Here is a 20,526-nt window from a genome sequence, read left to right as displayed (position 1 = left end):
TGTTTTACGATTTAAATGGGGGCAGTTGAAAATACCTGCCTCTTTTTACAAATCTACCGAAATAATCTGCATCTTTACAAATTCATCAAATCTTGGCAGCGCCAAACGAATCTTTCCATATTCCCTGGTATCAGCCACACCTTTCCTTTTCAGCCTCTCACGGTATACGGAAAACAACTCCGATTTCATACCCAGCCGCTCCCTGAGACACTTCACCTTGCATTCTCCGCTTACCGAAATCTCTGCCAATATCTTTTTGTCCCATTCTGAAAGTTCTGACCAAATCTTGCCGTATACATACTCATCCAAATATTGATCGTACTCCGGTAGAATTTCGTTAAGGTCTTTTTCTCGGTTTTCCCAATAAAGATATCCCAATACCTGAAATGCGAAAGGATATCCCTTTATCAAAACAGCCATTTTCTCCGCGGTATCCAAATCTAACTGAAAGATATCCATATAATTCTTTCGCACAGCCGTATAATTCAAAGGTTCCAGCGTAAGCTTAGGCGCCCTGTATAAGAATGTGAGGGAATCTTCATTTTGTAAATCATATATATTCTCATATAATCCGGTCATGAGCAGATAAATTGGGAAGCCACGTCTCAGAAAAATCTGAAAAGAGCTTGCAAAAATCCTTATATATTCCGAGTTTGTCACCTCGTCAACCGTAATCAGCAATCTTTTCCCAGACTGTTTCACCTGTTCTAACATCCGTTCAATAACATTTTCAATATCCGTAACAGGGGCCGCGTTCTCGATGGACATTCCCAGCCCAAAAGCCGAAAAATCTAATCTGGCTTTTAAAAATCTTGCATGCATTTCCGGAATGCTATATAACTTAGCAGCCAGACTTTGCAGCAGATCCCGCATGGGATTTAATTCTATCACAATCCAGTTCCCTTCTTCCCGCATTGCATCGGCAATATTAGACATCATGACCGTCTTTCCGGAACCTCTTACACCTGTAAGCATATATATCTGATTCGGAGAACTCTCCGCATTAAAGTTATCTATAATCTGATTTGTCTGCGCTATCCGCGAAATGTATTGTACCGGTTTTTTTCCAAACGACAGTGTAAATGGATTATGCAACTGTATCACCTTCTTTATAAATCTTTATAACTTTTTATAACTTATAATTTATTATATAACTTTTTATAACTTTATTCAACCACTTCCCCCAATGTTACAATTCTTGCAGCCTCATTCAGCAAAACCCTAAGGCACAAACAAGCATAAGATGCATAAAATGAAATAAAATAAGACCATAAAACAGAAGGGTTAAATAGAATGAATAATAGATTATGTTGTAACTGTTGCTGTCCTGGACACGTCGGACCTATGGGACCTCAGGGCGATGTCGGGCCTCAAGGGACTATGGGACCCCAGGGTGATGCCGGGCCCATGGGACCTATGGGGCCTCAGGGTGATGCCGGGCCTCAAGGGCCTATGGGACCCCAAGGCGACGTCGGGCCCCAAGGGCCCGCCGGGCCTGGAGTTTTGCCCGCTTATTTTAATGCAGTCATGCAAGGCGGGTTCCAGACCATTCCTCCGGAGGGAGAAATCAATTTCCTGCTTGCATTTCAATCCGGAGATTTTTCATTTGTTCCAAATACTCCGGAAATTATCGTAAACACAGGCGGTATCTACCGGATAGACTATTCCCTGCTGCTCCGTCCTGCCACCCAAGCGTTGAATGTGGCTTATGCCGTAGCGATTAACGGACTGGAAAACCCATTGTCATTCTTTGGGACTTACTCCGACGGGCTTGTGACTGCGGAACGCACAGAGTTAACCGGCATGTTCATCACTTCGATTGCCGCCGGGTCAATCGTCACGCTGCGCAATAAGTCATCCACTGAAGACTACCTTGCCGGAACAGGGATTGACAACCAGGCTGTCAATCACGCATCCATCCTATTACAGAGGATTGCCTAAATAAAGCAAAGGGGCGTCGGAAAATCTTGTGAAAACCTCATTTCCGACAACCCCTTTCTCTTCTTTTGTATTCAAACATGCCAGTACAGACGTTGACCTTACCCAAATATCAGATGCATATTGGTATGTCTGTTCAAAGAATTCCTCTCCTTTTCAATATAATCCCAAGTCTTTTGATACGTCCCCTGAGACATAATCTTTCAGAGTAATATCGCCATGCACAACCACAAACTGCACCTCATTACTAGAAAAGTACTCTTTCATAACAGAGCCAAGCGCAGCTTCATCACTTGTCCCTTCCACTATAAATGCAACTACTTTCTTTTCACTCATGCCGTGTCGCCCTACCAGCCTTTCTAAATGCACGCGCGATTCTCAAACTATCTGTTTCCTCATAAATCACTTCATCCTGGCCTCCAAGCGTAAGACCTCTAATATAAGTATCCCTGAGATTGTTTGACGGTTTTATATTTTTCATCCGGATGTATCTTCTATCTGGATTTGCCGTAGAAAACATAATACTATCTTTGTCCAGCATCTCCAAAGCCCGTAGATTATGGGATGTAAATATTAACCCGCCATCTTTCTGGCTACCATTAAATCCATTTTATTCAATAGATTGGCTTCTATAACCTCATCCAGCCTCTTTTTCGGGGCAAACACATTCTCCCTATCCGATCGTTGATAATCCATAAATACGGTCTTATTGCTTCTGGAACCATCTCTATTTACCGCACAGCTTAACGTTTCACGGACAATCTCTGCCTCCTTGCCGTTTTTCTGTATAACAATCTTATAACTTGTTTCATACGTAACTTTTTCTGAAAAAATATTGAAATCAGCCATAACCTCTGCCTGACTGCCATTCACATCGATGTAATCTGCAATTTCCGTATCCAGCGTATTGCCTGTCATGATTCTCTGTAAATAGTACAGCGTGTCAATCACTGTGGTTTTCCCGGAACCATTCTGGCCATACAATCCCAGCACCTCCGCCTCCTTATAGGACAACTGCTTTTTGCATGTATATGGCATAATAATCTGTCCATTTCTAACATTTTTAATATTAGAAATCTTTAAAGAAGATAATCTTACAATACTCTCCATAGTCCCAATCCTCCATGGACTTCATTTTAACACAGGCAACATCCTATTTCAATTATTTTTCCTATATTTGCATTTTTTATTCCTTTTCGCAAAAAACTATATTTCTCGTTTCACCACATAACGGTCATGAGGCATATCCGCCCCCCGGTAGTGTTTCGTCCACCTATCTGCCGCAGCCATGCCATTTCTGACGGCAACATTCTGAGAAGCTGTATTCGTATCCCTGATGATTGAGCAGACCTCTTTCGCATCCAGTTTCTCAAACGCATATTTTTTACAGGCTCTTGCAGCTTCTATGGCATAGCCGTTATGCCAGTACAGACGTTGGAAGAGATATCCGATTTCAAGCACTTCCGTTTCTTTCCATGGCTGCATCGTAAGCCCGCATTGCCCAATCATCTCATTCGTTTCCTTCAAAATGACTGCCCATAGGCCGAATCCCCATTTTTGATAACGCGCAATCTGCCGGTCCAGCCACTCCTGAACTTCCGCATCGCTAAATGCACCTTCGTAGGCATACATCGCTTTTTCGTCTTGTAAAATTTTGCACAAAGAGCCGAAATCATTCTGGTTCATTTCTCTTAAATACAATCTCTCTGTTTCAAGTATCATCTTCATTTACCGCCCTGTCTCACATTTTGCAACAGCCCCTTAACAATTCAATTTCAAGACTGATAGGACGCATACACAAGATTTCGATTAATATGGCTAGTCCTTACCAGCCCGCATATCCATGGTTTCTCGTTTACAAGTGCCTTATTCTCATCAAGGGTTTGATCCAGCGCATCCATGAACTTCTCCATAAACGGCTCGTATGTCTTATGAAGCATATCCGCTAATTTACTGCTGATATCTGCGCTCTCTATCTTCCTTTGCTCAGCAACTCTCTGATTTGCAAAAAATGACCCTAACTCGGAATCGCTCTTCGACGTACTCCATACCATGTCCGGTCGTTTCAACTGCCCGGTAAGCGATTTTGCATAGACTCCGGCAAAAGATAAATCCTTTATATCATATAACGCCTGCTCATTGGATTCCTGTTTTCCGAATCCCTGCCCTTCCTTGGATGCCAAGAAGCTTTCCCTCAGCCGTGCCGCCATATATGCATCGTCCTGTTTCAGCCATTGATCCGAGGAGCCGTCTAATTGGATATAATCAGTTTGCGCCAGATGCTCTTCATAAGCAGCGGCTTTCTTATCTATCATTGCCAAAACACTGTTTTTCATCTCTTCCGAAACGCCCGTCTGTCCCAGGCCCTCATAAAACTTCCCTATCGTGTCTCCATAGGAATCCGCCATTCGCTCTTTTTCTTTGGAGTAAATTTCCTCCAGCTTTTGCATTTCCTGCTTTTGCTCGTCGCCAGTGTATTGTTTCTCAATCCTGTCCTTCAAAACTGCATACCGTGAAGCGAGAAAATCCGCTTTTGTTTCAAGGCGTTCAATATTGTCAAACCCAACGTTCATCTGCACAAAATCCGATTCTACGCCGCTCCAGTCTATCTCGTCGCCTAATCCCTTTTCATTTAATTCCTGACGAAAACGCTCCAATTCAGCTTCACTTACCTGGCTTGCCAGACAAATTCCTGCCGGTTTTGAGGAATCCCATACAAATTTATCGCCTTCAATACGTCCATTGATACGAAACTGTTTCATATACTGATCCAATAAAGCGTCTTTTTCCGTGTACGAAGTGCGTTCCGATGGGGGGATAATTTCATACGTGCGCAGTCTTTCGTCCGGGACCACATAGGTGTATTCAACAGGCTCGATTACGCGCATACTATTTCCGTTCGGTCTATATATGCCAGATTCACATTTGTTTTGTGCAATACCGGAACTTATCATCACAGAATCCCGGCGAGTGAACGACTGATTCCATTTCAATAATGTGGAATTCTGATTCCTTCCTGAATGGTTTAAACCTATCCGGTTCAGGTAGCTATTGCTTCCTATTTTCCCAATATACATTCAATCACCTCCTAATATCGTTCCTAACTACTATTTTAACAATAGAATTTCTCCGTATTGTCCCATATAAATGGTACTTGGAATGTTTCCCTCTCCCCCTCTCACCAAATACGTTACTTTTATTTTATCGGCAACTTGGGCATTCTTTATAACTGATTTAAACTTAACTCCTTTCACTGTAACCACCGATTCCTCATCACCTAAAGTTTGTATCACAATCTCGTCTTCGTCTAATATTTCCAAAACTACTCCATATATATCCCTCAAATGCTGCCCATTCCAACTATCATCTGAGATATCATCGAATGTATATTCCTTAATGAAAATTTTAGCTGGGATATACGCTATATCTATCATCTCTTTTTGCCCCGAAATATCAGTGGAAGTACATAAATATATAAGAATTATCAGGAATATTCCTATTAAAATGATACTTCTAATTTTTCCCATTTTCTTCTCCATATGCGCAAGGAATCAAGCCAATTAATTTTTCATTCTGTATACCGGGAAACTACATATCATATAGAATGAAAAATTCGCCAAACCACAATAGTCTGATTTTAGAATATCTCATTCTTCGCTTTTTGTCAAATATTCAATGGGGGAATCGCTAAACGATTCCCCCATTAGTTCATTACTTTTTACAATCTTCTTAAATTTGTCAACGAAAACGTACGTCCACCTTCTTTTGTATAATGATAATTAAACGCACTTAAAAATTCGCAAACCTCAAATGTATCCAGATTAACAACAATGTAACTAGGACCATATGAAAAATCCATCTCTCCCTCGCCAAAAGTTCTTGGAGTTTTTAATCCAGATGGGTCATACCAATCCATAATATGAGTCACATCGCCATTATCATTTCTAAAATAGCTATTCATATATAACCAAGCTCCCCGGTTAACTTCTATTAAAAGCGCATTCGGCGCCGAGTAAGGAGCGCTACTAGAAAAAGAGCCTAGATATACACCACGAACACCATCTTTATCCGCAAGCGTAATACTCATACTACGTCCAGTATATCCTAATGGCATCTGCCATGTCTCATCTTCTTCCCAGGTTAACCCTTTAAGAACATTCTTTCCATTACTGAGAATAGTTGAATCGTCGTAGTAAAGAACGACTCTGGCAAGATTATCTGTACAGTTAATAATACTTGAAGCCCCAGACGGATTGGCGCAATTCCACATCAATGTATAGTCGCCAACTTCTTTACCTGTAGATGAACCTATCACAATCGCATATTGACCTTCTGGAATATTAGCGTAGCTGCTTCCGGAGTTTGCTACAACTCCCCAATTCGATGGCTCATCCAATACGCCATCTTTAACATAATATAATATAGCCATTAAATTAGGGTTAACGGATTCCAGTTTAAGAAACGCGAGCTGCTTTGCCGTCAATGTAACCACATAAATATCATATGAGTCTGTTAAAGTGCCATTCCCAACAAAAACAGGATCTTGAATCGCCCAAATTTCTCTACTGTTAAGCGCATTACTGGGAACACCAGAAAGTGTAGAGTCTAAATGCTCTCCCTGCGGCAAATTTTCTAAATCAAAAAATTCCTGCTCAGGTACATTTCCATTCACCTCAGTGGATATTGCCTGAATTCCAACATCTTGCTCTCCTTTTGCCTCAATTTCAGAAACATCTGTCGAAGCAAAAATATTCATTGAAAAACAACTAACTGTAAATGCCATAACACATAACATACTAATAATTTTATTTATTTTTTCATAATCCTTTTCATCCTTAAAGCATATAAATTTTTATATAAAATTTTATTTCCAATACTTTTATCTATCGGAAATTTCAGACTGATATGACGCATACACAAGATTTCGATTAATATGGCTAGTCCTTACCAGCCCGCATATCCATGGTTTCTCGTTTACAAGTGCCTTATTCTCATCAAGGGTTTGATCCAGCGCATCCATGAACTTCTCCATAAACGGCTCGTATGTCTTATGAAGCATATCCGCTAATTTACTGCTGATATCTGCGCTCTCTATCTTCCTTTGCTCAGCAACTCTCTGATTTGCAAAAAATGACCCTAACTCGGAATCGCTCTTCGACGTACTCCATACCATGTCCGGTCGTTTCAACTGCCCGGTAAGCGATTTTGCATAGACTCCGGCAAAAGATAAATCCTTTATATCATATAGCGCCTGCTCATTGGATTCCTGTTTTCCGAATCCCTGCCCTTCCTTGGATGCCAAGAAGCTTTCCCTCAGCCGCGCTGCCATATATGCATCGTCCTGTTTCAGCCATTGATCCGAGGAACCGTCTAATTGGATAGACCCAAGGGCACACTGTAATTCATGCCCTGCAGGCGGGTGGACTTCGTCCATTAAGGTATAGAGATCGGTTTGTGCAAGATAATCTCCATAAGCAGCGGCTTTCTTATCTATCATTGCCAAAACACTGTTTCTCATCTCTTCCGAAACGCCCGTCTGTCCCAGGCCCTCATAAAACTTCCCTATCGTGTCTCCATAGGAATCCGCCATTCGCTCTTTTTCTTTGGAGTAAATCTCCTCCAGCTTTTGCATTTCCTGCTTTTGCTCGTCGCCAGTGTATTGTTTCTCAATCCTGTCCTTCAAAACTGCATATCTTGAAGCGAGAAAATCCGCTTTTGTTTCAAGGCGTTCAATATTGTCAAACCCAACGTTCATCTGCACAAAATCCGATTCTACGCCGCGCCAGTCTATCTCGTCGCCTAACCCCTTTTCATTTAATTCCTGACGAAAACGCTCCAATTCAGCTTCACTTACCTGGCTTGCCAGACAAATTCCTGCCGGTTTTGAGGAATCCCATACAAATTTATCGCCTTCAATACGTCCATTGATACGAAACTGTTTCATATACTGATCCAATAAAGCATCTTTTTCCGTATACGAAGTGCGTTCCGATGGAGGGATAATTTCATACGTGCGCAGTCTTTCGTCCGGGACGACATAGGTATATTCAACAGGCTCGATTACGCGCATACTATTTCCGTTCGGTCTATATATGCCAGATTCACATTTGTTTTGTGCAGTACCGGAACTTATCATCACGGAATCCCGGCGAGTGAACGACTGATTCCATTTCAAAAATGTGGAATTCTGATTCCTTCCTGAATGGTTTAAACCTATCCGGTTCAAGTAGCTATTGCTTCCCATTTTCCCAATATACATTCAATCACCTCCCTCCTATAATTTTTATATTTGACTTTCCTTCAAGTTTCTTAATTATTATATGCACCATATTATAAAAAATTTGATACTTTTTCAGAACAGCGCTATTCCCATTTACTTTATAACACACTTTAGGCTGATTTTCTACACATAGGCTTAATCTCCAATTTTCTGACCTTAATTTCTTTCCAAAAGATTCCAGCACAAAACAAGCCCTATTCCCCCAATACCTGACATAACAGACGCATGATAATATTCCCATACAGGCACCTGTTCCAACTCCAGTAACCATTTTTTTGCTTTCAGGCTCTCTTCTCTCAATTCTTTCCTGCCAAGCGCTCTTGCACATATCTCCAAAATCATATATTTTCCTGCAATCCCATGGCAAATACAACTATCGCCCTCATTTCTCCACCTCATCAGGCATGCAAATCCTCTTTCTATATCTCGGCGGACATCTTCATCTTCCCTGAAATCATCCAATTTCAACAGACTAATACGCGACAACAAAATTCCGCTCCCGCCGTGGCACCATGAATCAGATTTACTGCCCTTCATTTTCTGCCTACGTATATCCTCCCATGCGCCGCACTCTTCTGAAAACAAAGAATTCTCATAGTTCAGCAACCTTACAATCCTGTCTATATACGTCTTATTACCAGTATTCCTTAACAACTGTCCATATGCCAGTATTCCTCCACTGTTCCCATGCGCCATGCCCGAAAGCGGTAACTTCTCCGATGCACACAGCCATCCGCAGATTTTTTCTGACTCAGTCCGCTCATCCCACAATATCTCCCCCCCTGCTTCGACCGCAAAAGAAAGATACTGTTCTTCACCTGTCAACCGAAACAGTTGAAGCAACACAACAATCCATCCGCTGTTTCCTGAAATCAAATCATAACGGCTATCCTGTCTACAAATTTTCTGAACAATCCCTGCATGTTTCCTTGCATACTGCAAAAAAACTTTCTTACCGGTTATTCGATATAAGATAATATAAGCAAATACTATTGAGCCTTCTCCTTCAAACATTCCTGTTCCGCATAAGGTATTTTTTCCCTTCTCCTTCGTGTACCCATCCGTGTAATGGAACATCTCCTCTATCAGATCCCGATACACCCTTTCATACTCCCCGGTTCTACATACTGCTAACACAGATGCAAACAAGACCGCCATTCCCGGAACTCCATCATACAGATTCATTCCTGCCTGTTCTATTCTAAAGTCCTTACCAGAAAATTTCAGACATGTCCACATATATTTTCCATCACACTTCGGCTGGATATCTAATATATGCCTTATAATTCTAAGCAGCACATTCTTTTCAGCTTCACAATCATTATCTCTTTTTACAAAATCTGTGGATATGTATCGGTTCTCATCTCCATACGGGAGTCCGCATTCCGCTGATAATCGAATCAACATCTGCTGTCTTTTCAAATCTGTAAATGATAACATGTCCACCTTTTTTTGAAAATCTTCGTACGCGCTTTGCACAAAAAAGCTTCCATACTTTGCTCCATGCCCGTCTTTTAGATACGTACTTTTCCCATTAAAATGATAAACAGGTATTTCCATATCCATCATTGCTTCTATCTCATAGGCAAATACTCTTCTATACTGTTTATCTTCCGTTTTCTTCTTTTTCAGTACATGAAGCAAAAGAATTCTATTTATTGTATCTTTCATAAAATACGGCGAAAAGGACGTCTCCAGATACATACTATACTGCTGCGTATGGCGAAATAAATATCTGCTTTTCTCCCTATATAGCGGTTCAAAGAGCATGTTTATTGCTTCTCTCTCACCCAGCGCCGTACGATAGGCGTCCTCAAAACCGATACAAATCTCCTCCGCCATCCATCTTCCGTTACAAAGCAAAATATTGTCCTGTGCGGAAACTTCTCTTTGCCTGTAATCCAGCTTGATATTAGATGTTTTCGGATTGGAAATAACAGGCAGCCCAATAGGCGTATTCCCCCAGCAAGACACTGGCAGCATTCCTGTTTCCATAACAGAATCTTTCCCTGCTCCTGGCATTGTTTCTAAATCTATAAGCTCTGGGTATTCGCCGTCCGCAATTATATTTTCCCTGTGCAGATCTGACGTGCCTGAAAGATAGCAGATAAATAGCTGGATTCCCAATCTGTAAAAATATCTCTTTATCTCTTCTTCACGTACACAAGGCTTCTGCTCAATATATGCGTCTATTCCACATTCTCTATTAGAAAGGATTTCTCGCTCCCTGCTGCTTAATTTTAGCTTCCCGCAAAACCAGCCATATATATTCTGGTATATACGATCTTTCTGTAAGCTCCGCGATTTATATATAACCCATCTTTCATTGTCCAACAATATTTTTGCCGCTGTTTCGCCTCGTGTATGGGAATCTGAGAGTCCCATTTTGATATCATTTATCTGTATGCTGCTATTCTTTTCCTTCAACATCTTACAGATACGCTGTATTTCGGCAAGAATTTGACTAATCCGTAACAAAAGGAGGCGCAACATTTCTGGATAGTTTCTGCACAGCATCTTTATATAGGAAGGTCGTTTTAGGAAATGCTCTTCATAGCTTTCATATTCTTCTCGTTCGTTTTTTCCGGATAATTTCTTTTCTTCCCTACATTTCCCAATGTCTTCAATAAGACATCTTACCGGAATATTTGCAATCCCTGCCAGTATGTTGTCTGAAATTACTCTCTTACGTTCTTCATCTATTACCAGTAGTCTTCTTAATTCTCCATTCCCTGCATACTCTAGCGCCACCTGAATAAAGAAACGGTAGAAATTTTCAAAATTCATTTCTGGTATTTTTCCGCCGTAATAGTTATGCGTACGCTCATATATTTGATATAAATGGATATCACGCCTTTCCCAAAGTATCTCCTTCAAACGTTCACATTCTGTAAAGTCAATCTCACTGTATATTTCTTCACCCAATATCCTCTTCCACATATCTATATATTCTACCTTGCCACAAAATATCAAAAAGAACTATCTGTTCAATCCTAACAGCATAGCAGTGTTAAATAGCCGCCCTCTCCACTTGTTATAAGATTGTCCATACTTTCCCCTTGTTCCAACTTTTCTGCCTGCTCAAGCTCATACAAAACTGCTTCCAATTTTTCTTCTTGCATCATTTACTATACCTCTGCTAAAATAATCTATATTACAGCTTCTTTTTTCCTACTTTCCTTAGCATGCTTACTTCAACTTCAAACCAATTCTCATTACAGACATAACGGAACTCACCACCGACCATTTTTACAATTTCCCGTACATTCTCCATCCCCCAACCGTGCAGGAGTCGGTCTTTTTTGGTCGTCCTTAGTCTTCCTATCCCATTTTCATTTAATTTTTTCACACAGGAATTTCCAATTTTCATAAGAAACATTTCATTTACATTTTTTATAAAAAGATGTATTCGGCGTTCCGTTGCTCCACACTCCATTGCAGCTTCTATGGAATTATCCAATAAATTACCTAAAATGATCATAAAGTCCTCCCCTTTTACAGGTAAGCTATAAATCTCTATATCTGCCAAAAACTGAATTTCATACTGCCTCATCTGTTGGATTTTATAATCTAAAATAAGATCTATTTCTGCAAACCCCGTCCATGTATGTCTTTGCAAGATTTTTACTTCGTTTAAATGCTCTTCAACACATTCCTGTGCGCATACATAATTCTCCTCTTCCAAACATCCCTGTAGATATATCAATGTATGCTTCAAATCATGAAGCCTTTTGGCATCCTCTCTGCAATACTTTGTAATAATTTTATTCTCCTTTGCAAGCTGTTCATGCCGCAACGCCATATTTATTTGTTCTGTTTTACTATATACATACAATACGTATACCAAAAACATTATTAATGTTACAACGACAGTCATTATACCCGTTATAATATCCTCTGGAACAAATCGTACAATTCCCAGAAATAGCATAGTACGAAGTAGTTCCATTATAACAATTTCTATCACCAAAAGGAAATTCCTTCTTTGTATACTTTTCGTCATTTGCTTCATTAAAAAAGTTAATTGTTCCAAATACCTGTAATACAGAAAGCATATCACACAAACCAAAAGAACACATAATATCGTTTCCGACCATACACGTCCCCCCTGCACATTTACATATTCCACATTCTTCTCAAGCCAAACACCTCTGATAATCATCAATGGAACTTTTGGCAATGAGTAAATAATATCATACCCCCAATTCCACAATAAGGCGATTTGAAATTCACAGCGTAAGAAAATCTTCATTAAAAATGCATTCAAAATGCCGTTTATAAAAATTTGAATCGTCGGTATAAACCCATGGCAAGAGTCCCATGCCTGGGCTGCCGCCAGGACAACCATCACCCCTCCTCCAAGCCACAGAACGCCTTTCCCGTTCCACCTCTTCTCCGGAAATATGCGATAAAATATGAGTACGCCCAAAATAATCTTGCAAAAGCTGATTGCTATATAGACAGCCTGAATCATCTCTTTATACTCCAATACTCTTTAACCCTATTCTTCACATTCCTTAGCTGGGGCTGGCTTACCGGTAGGAACGCCCCGTCCCTCATCTTCACCTGATGGTCTCTTAGCGACATAATATGCTTTAGACTGGCGACATAACTTCTGTCGATTTTTACAAAATTGGCTGGATTCAACTGCTCATATGCTTCATTCATCGTCATGCGGACCTTGCTTTCGCCTCCCTTATGTACGATGCGTATATATTTCTTTTCTTTGATTATATACAGGATATGATCCTCCGGTATCTTTTCCAGATTCGAGCCGTTCATCACAATAAAATATCTTTTTTCCTTCAATTTCATCTCATTTGTCAGGACAGTATATGCTTCCGGCAGTTTTTCCTCCATCATAATCTTAGGTATGTACCGAAACGCATTCACCTCATAAGCCGCCACTGCATATTCTACATAATTCGTAATAAAAATGAGAACTGCATCCGGCTGACACAGCTTTACCTTGCTTCCGACTTCCAATCCACTTGTCCCCGGAAGCTCCATGTCCAGCAAAATAATATCACAATCCCGTTCCTTCATCTCATTTAAGAATTCTTCTGTATCCGTATGGCATCTCAGCTCGTACTCCTCATCCACATGCTCAAAATGCCTCCTCGAAATATCTTTAATAGCTTCAATACAACATATATCATCATCTAATACCACGATTTCAACCATATCATATATCCCTCATTTATAACACATAAGTATCCCCAAGGGCACACCGTGATGCATGCCCCTGACGGGGCGGGTGGACTACTCCCAATAGAGTATAACATATCATCCGCCGCTTTCAAACATCTGACCCCGAACTCTTAAATTTTGACCTCAAATTAATATTTCTTACACAAAAGGGAGACATCCGCTCTCCAAAGCTTCTGTCTCCCATCTCATCAGCCTTACGCTTTACCCGCAGGAAATCTCATACGTCCCTGCCTCCAAATCAACCACAACTTCCGTCCCGTCAGCAAAAACAGTCTTCTGCTTCTTATAACCATCATCCAAGAATTCATGCCGCACCATCTCGCAGTAAGCCACCTTCTCCTGAAGTTCTGCCACCGTCCGATACCTGGAAACCGCCCGCTCCAATTCTTCCCCGTCAAGCTCACAGTCCAGATACGCCGCCCCGCCGTTCAGCAGCGCATACAGCATATAATCCTCCTCCGGCTTGTCCGAATCCAGAAACCATGGCAGCACGATACAGTCATGATAGACCAGATTAAACAACGGCACAGGCACGCCAAGCTTTGCCCCGTCCTTTTCCAGCATAAACGTATACGGGCCATAATGCGCCGTAACAAGGCTTGGAACAGCCCAGTCCACAGCCTCCTCAGAACTGGGCAGGATATTATTGGCATTTAGGAAATCAAAGCAATTCTTCCGGAACTCAATACATTCCTTTCTGGTCATCCTATGCCACGGGTGCGCACATTCGTCCGCCTCATTACATGTAAACACATCCAGATACGTCCCCTCAAGATGGATTCCCTGCCTGAACAGCTCCATAAAGTTCCGCCTGAGGTAGAGAGGCGACTGGCTGGCGCAGATATAGGTCTGCCACCCTCCGGCCCACCGGGAAAACTCCGGCTTCTTCCCCTCCGGCGATACCATGGAAAACTCCGGGTCGTAGGTCTTGGCGTCAAAATAATAATCCCGGTACTGGTCATGGATTGCAAAAATATAGCCCATCTCTTCCATACTGTCAGAAAGGAACTTCATCCCCTTCCATCCTCCTGCCGCTTCACACGCAGGAAGATAGTCCGGATGCTGGTTATCGTACCCGGGATTCCCCCACCCGTCCAGGTGCAGGTACACCTTGTCAAGCCCTGCTTCTTTTAATTTGCGCATCTGGGCTTCCCGCTGCGCAAATGTGACCAGAGAATCATTCTTCTGTGGATTTTCCTTATCATAATAGTACGAATCCTTTGAAATATGCTCCTTGATCCCAGTATGTACCACCGCCGAACCGATAAACTTATCCACCAGCGGATTCCTCGCCGCCTTCTCTTTCAGCGTCACAAGGAGCGCCTTCTCTTTCGCATACTCCCGGTACACCTTACACAAATCGTTATAATCCCCATCCTTGAGGAAACGGTACTTCATCGTCCGCTTATATGCCAGCTTCCCAAGGCTTGGCAGCCACCGCACCGACACATGGCAGTAATCCCCTCCTGCCGGGTGGCTGACCTGATACCCTGCATCCCAAGGGTCGCAGACAATCCCGATATACGCTGACTCGGGGCGCACCTGTCCGAACCATGGCATAAACGCACCCGCGCTGCACATCTGTCCGTCAAATACCATCTTATCCACCGCATACGGCCAGTCGTTGGGTATCAGTAGTCCCTGACGGTTATTCACCACCGTATACCACCTGGAGTCTTTCTTTGCAAATTCCATCTGCCCCGGCCAGAAAAACTCGCCCACCAGCGCATCCGTCTCTTTCAGGGGCGTCAGCTCAAAAAAGATATCCTGCGTGGCATACTCCACCCAAACCACCGTCTGGAAGCAAAATTCATCCAGCCCCTCACAGTTGCCAAAGCCAGTGAACACCGTCCGGATTCCAACCCCGACTCCTGTTTTCCAGACAAAATGTTCTTTCTTTTCTGCATTTTCAAAATAAACCTTCTCATCACGGAAATAGAAGCAGGGACGGTACTCCTCTGCCGTCTTCCACGGCTTTCCATTGCTGGTAATGCTGATTGCAAGGGTGTCCTTATCAAAACACAGCTCCGTATTCTGATAGTATACTTTCATATCATTCATCTTGATTTCCTCTCCTTATCCACACACACTTTTCCCAGAAAACTCTTACGTTTTCCCTTCTGTACATCATACCAATATTTCGGATATTTGAGAAGACCTTACCCATCATCCTTTCACTCCAGTATGGGCAACCCCTTCAATAAATTGTTTTTGGAACAAGAAAAACATTACAATCACGGGAATCACCGCCATGACCGCCCCCGACATTTGCATCGGGTAGTTTGTGGTAAACTGCCCCTGTAACGTGGCAAGCGCAGGGGCAAGGATCATCTGATCCGGCGAAGTATTGGCAATCATGGGCCACATAAAACTGTTCCATGCAGATTTTCCGGTAAAAATAACCACCGCGACGATTCCCGGCTTAATCAACGGAAGCATAATCTGGGAATATATGCGGAAAAACCCACACCCGTCCACAATCGCCGCTTCTTCCAGCTCCTTGGGCAGCGACATAAAAAACTGCCTCAGCAAAAATACCGTAAACGCACTGCACAAGTTCTGTATAAATAACGCCGGAAGGGAATCCAGCACCCCTAGCTTCTGCATAATCAAATACTGGGGCATAATAAAAATCTGGGACGGAACCATCAGCACCGACAACAGAATAATAAAGATAAAATTCTTCCCCCGGAACCTTAACCTTGCAAAAGAGTACGCAGCCATGGAGCAGAACAAAATCTGTCCCAACACCGTAACCACCGTTACAAATATAGTGTTAAAATAAACTCTGGCAAAAGGCAGCGCTTCCAACACGCCCCGATACCCTTCTGTGTTCAGAGACTCCGGCAGTATGGTGGGCGGAATCCGCATGGTTTCCCCAATCCCTTTAAACGATGTGAAAATCATCCACAGGAATGGAAAGACCGTCAAAAGCGTACCAATCAACAGTATCAAATGTACAAAAAAATAACTTTTAGATTTACGTTTCTTCATCGCTTCCCTCTCCTACTCATAGTGAACCCATTTCTTCTGCATCCCAAACTGCACGGCTGTCACAAGCATGACAATCAAGAATACAATACTTGAGATTGCCGCCGCATACCCCTTTGCGCCATAGTCGAACGCATTTCGGTAGAACATCATCACAAGGGTCTGGGACGCCGAAAATGCCGGGCTGTCTTTCGGAATCATCATGAATATGGTGTCAAATATCTGGAAACTGCTGATGATTGACGTAATGACCACGAAAAATATGGTGGGCGTCAGAATCGGTATCGTAATCTTGAAAAAACACGCCGCCGGGCCTGCACCGTCAATGACCGCCGCTTCATAGTAGGATGTGGAAATCCCCTGCATACCTGCAAGCAGAATAATCATATTGTACCCGACCGACATCCATATTTCCACAATCAATACCATAATCAGCGCATACTTAGGGTCTGACAGCCAGTTTATCCCTTCTATGCCGAATACTTTTAACACAGAATTCAAGACGCCGTATTCCCCGTTATAAATCCATTTCCACACCAGCGATATCGCTACCGACATGGTGACTGCGGGCAAAAAGTATAACGTCCGGTAGATCGACTTTCCCCTTATCTTCGTGTTCAGCAGAGAAGCCACTAACAGGGAGAGGGCCACCACTGCCGGTACAATGACCAATGCAGATTTCAGCGAATTTGCCAACGCGGTAAGAAACTCTTTATCTTCCAAAAGCCTGACATAATTGTCTGCTCCGCAGAAGGAAGCGACATTAAACTGATTGACGTCATTGAATCCAAACCAGATGTTCTGTAAAAACGGGAAAATGTAGAACACACTTAACCCGATGACCACCGGCATGATAAAAAGATACCCTACAAGCTCTTCCTTACGCTGTCTTTTTCCCATTTTCGTTTTTTTCATAACATCCCCTCTATTCATTGTTCATACGGTCATAGATTTCCTGCGCTTCTTCCTGCAATTCCTTGCTCACCTCTTCAAGCGTCCTCTCCCCGGTAAATGCTTCCGTATATTTCTTCACTTCCAAATCCCGGATTTCTGACATAGACTTACAATAAGGCATGGGAACGGCTTCATCGATGTGGTTGGTAAAAGCCGCTAAGTTCCACTCCGGAATCGTATCGGAAAAATATTTCTGCGCGTCTGTCCTTGCGGAAATAACGGACCCCATCTCCCCTTGAATCTTCATCGCCTCTTCGCCTCCCAGCCACAGCACAAAGTCTGTCGCCGCGTCTAACTGTTTCGATTTTTTGTAAACGGCATACCCAAGGCCGCCGGCCATATTCGGCTCTTTCCCGTTATAGGAAGGATACTCTACAAGGTCAATCTTGCCCTTAATCTCTTCATTGCTTGCGAACTGGGTCGTCATATAGGAACCTCCCATAAACATGGCAAGGCGTCCCGCCTCAAACCTTGTGGCAGCAGAAGAATCCGTCAAATCTGCAATGGAAGGGGAATATCCTTTTTCAATCAAGTCTATCCAACACTGTACGCCTTCCATGGTCTCCGGCATCGTGTAGGTAGGGGCTGTCTTGTCCTCGTTGATAATATTTCCGCCTGCGGCAAAAATCGTTGAAGAATAATTCTCGAAGTCAACCGGAGAACCAATGGCATACACGCCCTCTCCCATGTTGCCTTTCAGCTTTTCCGAAGCCGCAAGCATATCGTCCCAAGTCCAGTCATCCGACGGGTAATCCACGCCTGCCTCATCAAACAAATCTTTGTTGTACCACAGCGCCGCCGTCCCCGTGTCTTTCGGGATTGCATATAACTTACCGCCAATGGTGTAGGCGCTTGTCATTGCCTTTGCATAATTCTCATACAGCCCAATATCAGATTTTTCCGCCGCATCGGTCAGGTCTGCAAGGATTCCCCCCTCCTGGTAAACCTCTGCGTGAAGCGTATTCAGCCAGAAAATATCCGGTGCAGTGCCGCCTGTCGCGCTTGCTTCCAGCTTCGTCCAGTAATCCTTCCACGGAGTCAGCTGGATCTCCACGGAAACGTCCGGATTCTCTTTCGTGTAAGCCTCAATCATGGCTTCCAGTGTGGGTTTCTGGTTGGTATCCCAGATTCCTACCGCCAGCTTCACCTTTCCGCCTCCCTCGCTTCCTTCTTTTTCTGCGCATCCTGCGCTAACCCCCATTGCCAATGCCGCCGCAAGCCCCACTGCCGCCAGTTTCTTCATTCTTTGTCTCATGATTTTCCTCCTTATTCTAAATCAATTTCTTGTTAACTTAATGATAGGAAGAAAATCCATTGTTCTCAATCATAAATATTTTACATTCTTTTTCTTTTTTTACACATTTATACTTTTTAACAAGAAAAGACTGCCTAAGAGCCATATTTTTATGCAATATACATCTCCATTCTCCACAGAAGCAGAAAATATAATGCAAAAAAACATCTTCTTATGACAGTCTATATACAAATTACATAAATCAAGCCGCTCTATTTTAACTCTCACTCTACATACGGAGCAATCACTGATTCTTTCGAGACCATGCATTCACCTCTGCAATCAATTCCTCACCGCCCAGCTCCATCCATTTTCGCCGGTACTCGTCAAACTGCTCAATCGGCATTTCCCCCATTACCATTTTCGTGAACGTTTCCTCCGTCATTTTATCTAATATATCCTTCCTGGCAGTCATCACATCCGTCGGCAGTCCATAGTATCTGTTCAACTCATACTTTCCTTCCCGCACCACATTCCTTACGGTCGCCCACGCCCCGTCTTCATCCACCCTTGCAAGGAAGATTCCCCAATCATTATCTGGAGGGTATCTTCCCCCGTCTTCCTTCCACCGATAGTAATCCTCACAATCTTCCCAGTAAGACAACAAACGGCTGCTGACGTCCGGCGGCGATACCAGGTCTCCGGCGTCAATCCGCCCGTGAAACGCTTCGTACATCTCATCAATGTCATAAGGGTCAAAATAATGCGCCGCAGTCCATTCCCAAATAAACCCGTTCTCTGCCCGTGCCTCCTTGGGATAATCCGTCTCTAACTCCACGAATAAATTAAAAAGCTCCATCACTGCTTTGGGGTTTTCGCAATTTCTGCTGATAACCCAATATTTCTCAATCGAAACCGTATCCATGACTGCCCCCTTGGTTCCCTTTGCCACAGGGATGGGGGCGGTAATCCATCTGCTGTCCTGATTTTTTGCAATCTCTCTTCCAATGAGCGAATCATACTCCCAAAAAGGCGCAATCACAATCCCAAGACGCTCCTCTAACACCTCCTGCGTGAGTTTGTTGTAATCACACAGTGGAAATTCTTCGTCTAAGATCCCTTCTTCATAAAACCGGTTGAGTACAGACAGCCCTTCCTTCGTCTTTTCGCTTATCTCCCCCGGAACCAGCTCCCCGTCCTGCTCAATCCACGCTCCCGGATAAGAGCCGGACATATGCAAAAGTCCGGACATACTGCCCACGCTCCGCCCAAGCACTTTGTGGGTCAGGAAGATTCCCTGAGACGCGCCGGTTTTCTCCTGAAAGGCTTTCGCCACTTTTTCAAACTCGTCAATCGTCTCCGGCACGCCAAGCCCCAGCTCGTAAAGCCAGTCCTTCCGTATCATCATGATATTGACCTGCCGTTTGGTATCCCAATACTGAGGCAGCGCCATAATCTCCCCATTCTCGTTCGTCACCGCTTCCAACACCTGTGGATTTCTGTAAATCCACTTTTTTAACGGCTCGCCAGCTCCCTCAAGCACTTCGTTCCACGGCATAATCTGGTTGCCTTCCGCCATCCTCCGGTAGGCAGTTCCTTCCCTTACCGCCATAAAATCAGGCATGTTCCCGGTCGCAACCGCCACATTTAATTTCTGCCTGTACTGTTCCTCCGTCGCGCTCCAAAGCCAGTCTATCTCTATGTTCAGCCGCTCCTTTGCCGTACGGTTAAAGCTGTTATTTTCCGGCGTCGTTCCTTCCGGTATTTCTTCATCGATCGCCCCGTATTCCAAGACGCTCGTCAGCCTGATAGGTTCTTCCTGACTCTCTCCGTCATTTTTTAAAATGCATCCGGATACCGCCAAAGCGCCTAGCAAAAAAACGGAAATTATCTTTTTCTTATTCATCATACCATACCA

The 20,526-nt window shown here is 43.2% G+C and carries 19 protein-coding genes; 1 reads left to right on the top strand and 18 read right to left on the bottom strand.

Features of this window, described 5'->3' with window-relative positions:
- Positions 1-45: 45 nt before the first annotated feature.
- Entirely contained in the window at positions 46-1,095 is a 1,050-nt protein-coding gene (locus tag AC6I3O_RS05995) for an ATP-binding protein (RefSeq protein WP_497850081.1), read from the bottom strand.
- A gap of 408 nt (positions 1,096-1,503) precedes the next feature.
- Between AC6I3O_RS05995 and AC6I3O_RS05990 the strand changes: the two genes are divergently transcribed.
- Positions 1,504-1,941 carry a hypothetical protein gene (locus AC6I3O_RS05990; protein WP_497850080.1) on the top strand — a complete coding sequence of 146 codons (438 nt, stop codon included), beginning with the start codon at positions 1,504-1,506 and terminating at the stop codon, positions 1,939-1,941.
- A gap of 153 nt (positions 1,942-2,094) precedes the next feature.
- Here AC6I3O_RS05990 and AC6I3O_RS05985 read toward each other — a convergent pair whose 3' ends face one another.
- From AC6I3O_RS05985 to AC6I3O_RS05905, 17 genes are all read right to left on the bottom strand, one after another.
- The gene (locus AC6I3O_RS05985; protein WP_497850079.1) at positions 2,095-2,274 is read right to left on the bottom strand and encodes a hypothetical protein; all 180 of its coding nucleotides are present in this window, start codon (positions 2,272-2,274) and stop codon (positions 2,095-2,097) included.
- Complete coding sequence (locus AC6I3O_RS05980; protein ID WP_497850078.1) at positions 2,267-2,419, bottom strand: hypothetical protein; 153 nt, start codon at positions 2,417-2,419, stop codon at positions 2,267-2,269. Before AC6I3O_RS05980 ends, AC6I3O_RS05985 begins: the two co-directional genes overlap by 8 nt.
- Before the next feature lie 92 nt (positions 2,420-2,511).
- Positions 2,512-3,048 carry an AAA family ATPase gene (locus AC6I3O_RS05975; RefSeq protein ID WP_497850077.1) on the bottom strand — a complete coding sequence of 179 codons (537 nt, stop codon included), beginning with the start codon at positions 3,046-3,048 and terminating at the stop codon, positions 2,512-2,514.
- A gap of 96 nt (positions 3,049-3,144) precedes the next feature.
- Complete coding sequence (locus tag AC6I3O_RS05970) at positions 3,145-3,660, bottom strand: GNAT family N-acetyltransferase (protein WP_497850076.1); 516 nt, start codon at positions 3,658-3,660, stop codon at positions 3,145-3,147.
- Between the two features lie 53 nt (positions 3,661-3,713).
- The gene (locus tag AC6I3O_RS05965; protein WP_497850075.1) at positions 3,714-5,015 is read right to left on the bottom strand and encodes a hypothetical protein; all 1,302 of its coding nucleotides are present in this window, start codon (positions 5,013-5,015) and stop codon (positions 3,714-3,716) included.
- Positions 5,016-5,045: 30 nt separating this feature from the next.
- Positions 5,046-5,465: a hypothetical protein gene (locus AC6I3O_RS05960; protein WP_497850074.1), complete on the bottom strand. Its 420-nt coding sequence runs from the start codon at positions 5,463-5,465 to the stop codon at positions 5,046-5,048.
- 191 nt (positions 5,466-5,656) lie between these two features.
- Positions 5,657-6,721, bottom strand: a complete 1,065-nt coding sequence (locus tag AC6I3O_RS05955; RefSeq protein WP_497850073.1) for a hypothetical protein — start codon at positions 6,719-6,721, stop codon at positions 5,657-5,659.
- A 96-nt stretch (positions 6,722-6,817) separates the two neighbouring features.
- Positions 6,818-8,197 carry a hypothetical protein gene (locus tag AC6I3O_RS05950; RefSeq protein ID WP_497850072.1) on the bottom strand — a complete coding sequence of 460 codons (1,380 nt, stop codon included), beginning with the start codon at positions 8,195-8,197 and terminating at the stop codon, positions 6,818-6,820.
- Between the two features lie 177 nt (positions 8,198-8,374).
- A complete protein-coding gene (lanM, locus tag AC6I3O_RS05945; RefSeq protein WP_497850071.1) occupies positions 8,375-11,143 on the bottom strand; it encodes a type 2 lanthipeptide synthetase LanM in 2,769 nt (922 codons plus the stop codon).
- Positions 11,144-11,211: 68 nt separating this feature from the next.
- The gene (locus tag AC6I3O_RS05940; RefSeq protein ID WP_497850070.1) at positions 11,212-11,343 is read right to left on the bottom strand and encodes a hypothetical protein; all 132 of its coding nucleotides are present in this window, start codon (positions 11,341-11,343) and stop codon (positions 11,212-11,214) included.
- Between the two features lie 29 nt (positions 11,344-11,372).
- The gene (locus tag AC6I3O_RS05935; RefSeq protein WP_497850069.1) at positions 11,373-12,566 is read right to left on the bottom strand and encodes an ATP-binding protein; all 1,194 of its coding nucleotides are present in this window, start codon (positions 12,564-12,566) and stop codon (positions 11,373-11,375) included.
- A 122-nt stretch (positions 12,567-12,688) separates the two neighbouring features.
- The gene (locus AC6I3O_RS05930; protein WP_497850068.1) at positions 12,689-13,402 is read right to left on the bottom strand and encodes a LytR/AlgR family response regulator transcription factor; all 714 of its coding nucleotides are present in this window, start codon (positions 13,400-13,402) and stop codon (positions 12,689-12,691) included.
- A gap of 228 nt (positions 13,403-13,630) precedes the next feature.
- Positions 13,631-15,490, bottom strand: a complete 1,860-nt coding sequence (locus AC6I3O_RS05925) for a DUF5696 domain-containing protein (RefSeq protein ID WP_497850067.1) — start codon at positions 15,488-15,490, stop codon at positions 13,631-13,633.
- Positions 15,491-15,595: 105 nt separating this feature from the next.
- Entirely contained in the window at positions 15,596-16,423 is an 828-nt protein-coding gene (locus tag AC6I3O_RS05920) for a carbohydrate ABC transporter permease (protein ID WP_497850066.1), read from the bottom strand.
- Positions 16,424-16,435: 12 nt separating this feature from the next.
- The gene (locus AC6I3O_RS05915) at positions 16,436-17,335 is read right to left on the bottom strand and encodes a carbohydrate ABC transporter permease (RefSeq protein ID WP_497850065.1); all 900 of its coding nucleotides are present in this window, start codon (positions 17,333-17,335) and stop codon (positions 16,436-16,438) included.
- A gap of 10 nt (positions 17,336-17,345) precedes the next feature.
- Positions 17,346-18,629 carry an ABC transporter substrate-binding protein gene (locus tag AC6I3O_RS05910; RefSeq protein ID WP_497850064.1) on the bottom strand — a complete coding sequence of 428 codons (1,284 nt, stop codon included), beginning with the start codon at positions 18,627-18,629 and terminating at the stop codon, positions 17,346-17,348.
- 283 nt (positions 18,630-18,912) lie between these two features.
- The gene (locus AC6I3O_RS05905) at positions 18,913-20,517 is read right to left on the bottom strand and encodes an extracellular solute-binding protein (RefSeq protein ID WP_497850063.1); all 1,605 of its coding nucleotides are present in this window, start codon (positions 20,515-20,517) and stop codon (positions 18,913-18,915) included.
- Positions 20,518-20,526 lie beyond the last annotated feature (9 nt).

This window comes from Sporofaciens sp. St.21A7 (assembly GCF_059728535.1).
This window is presented reverse-complemented; position numbering and strand designations above follow the sequence as displayed.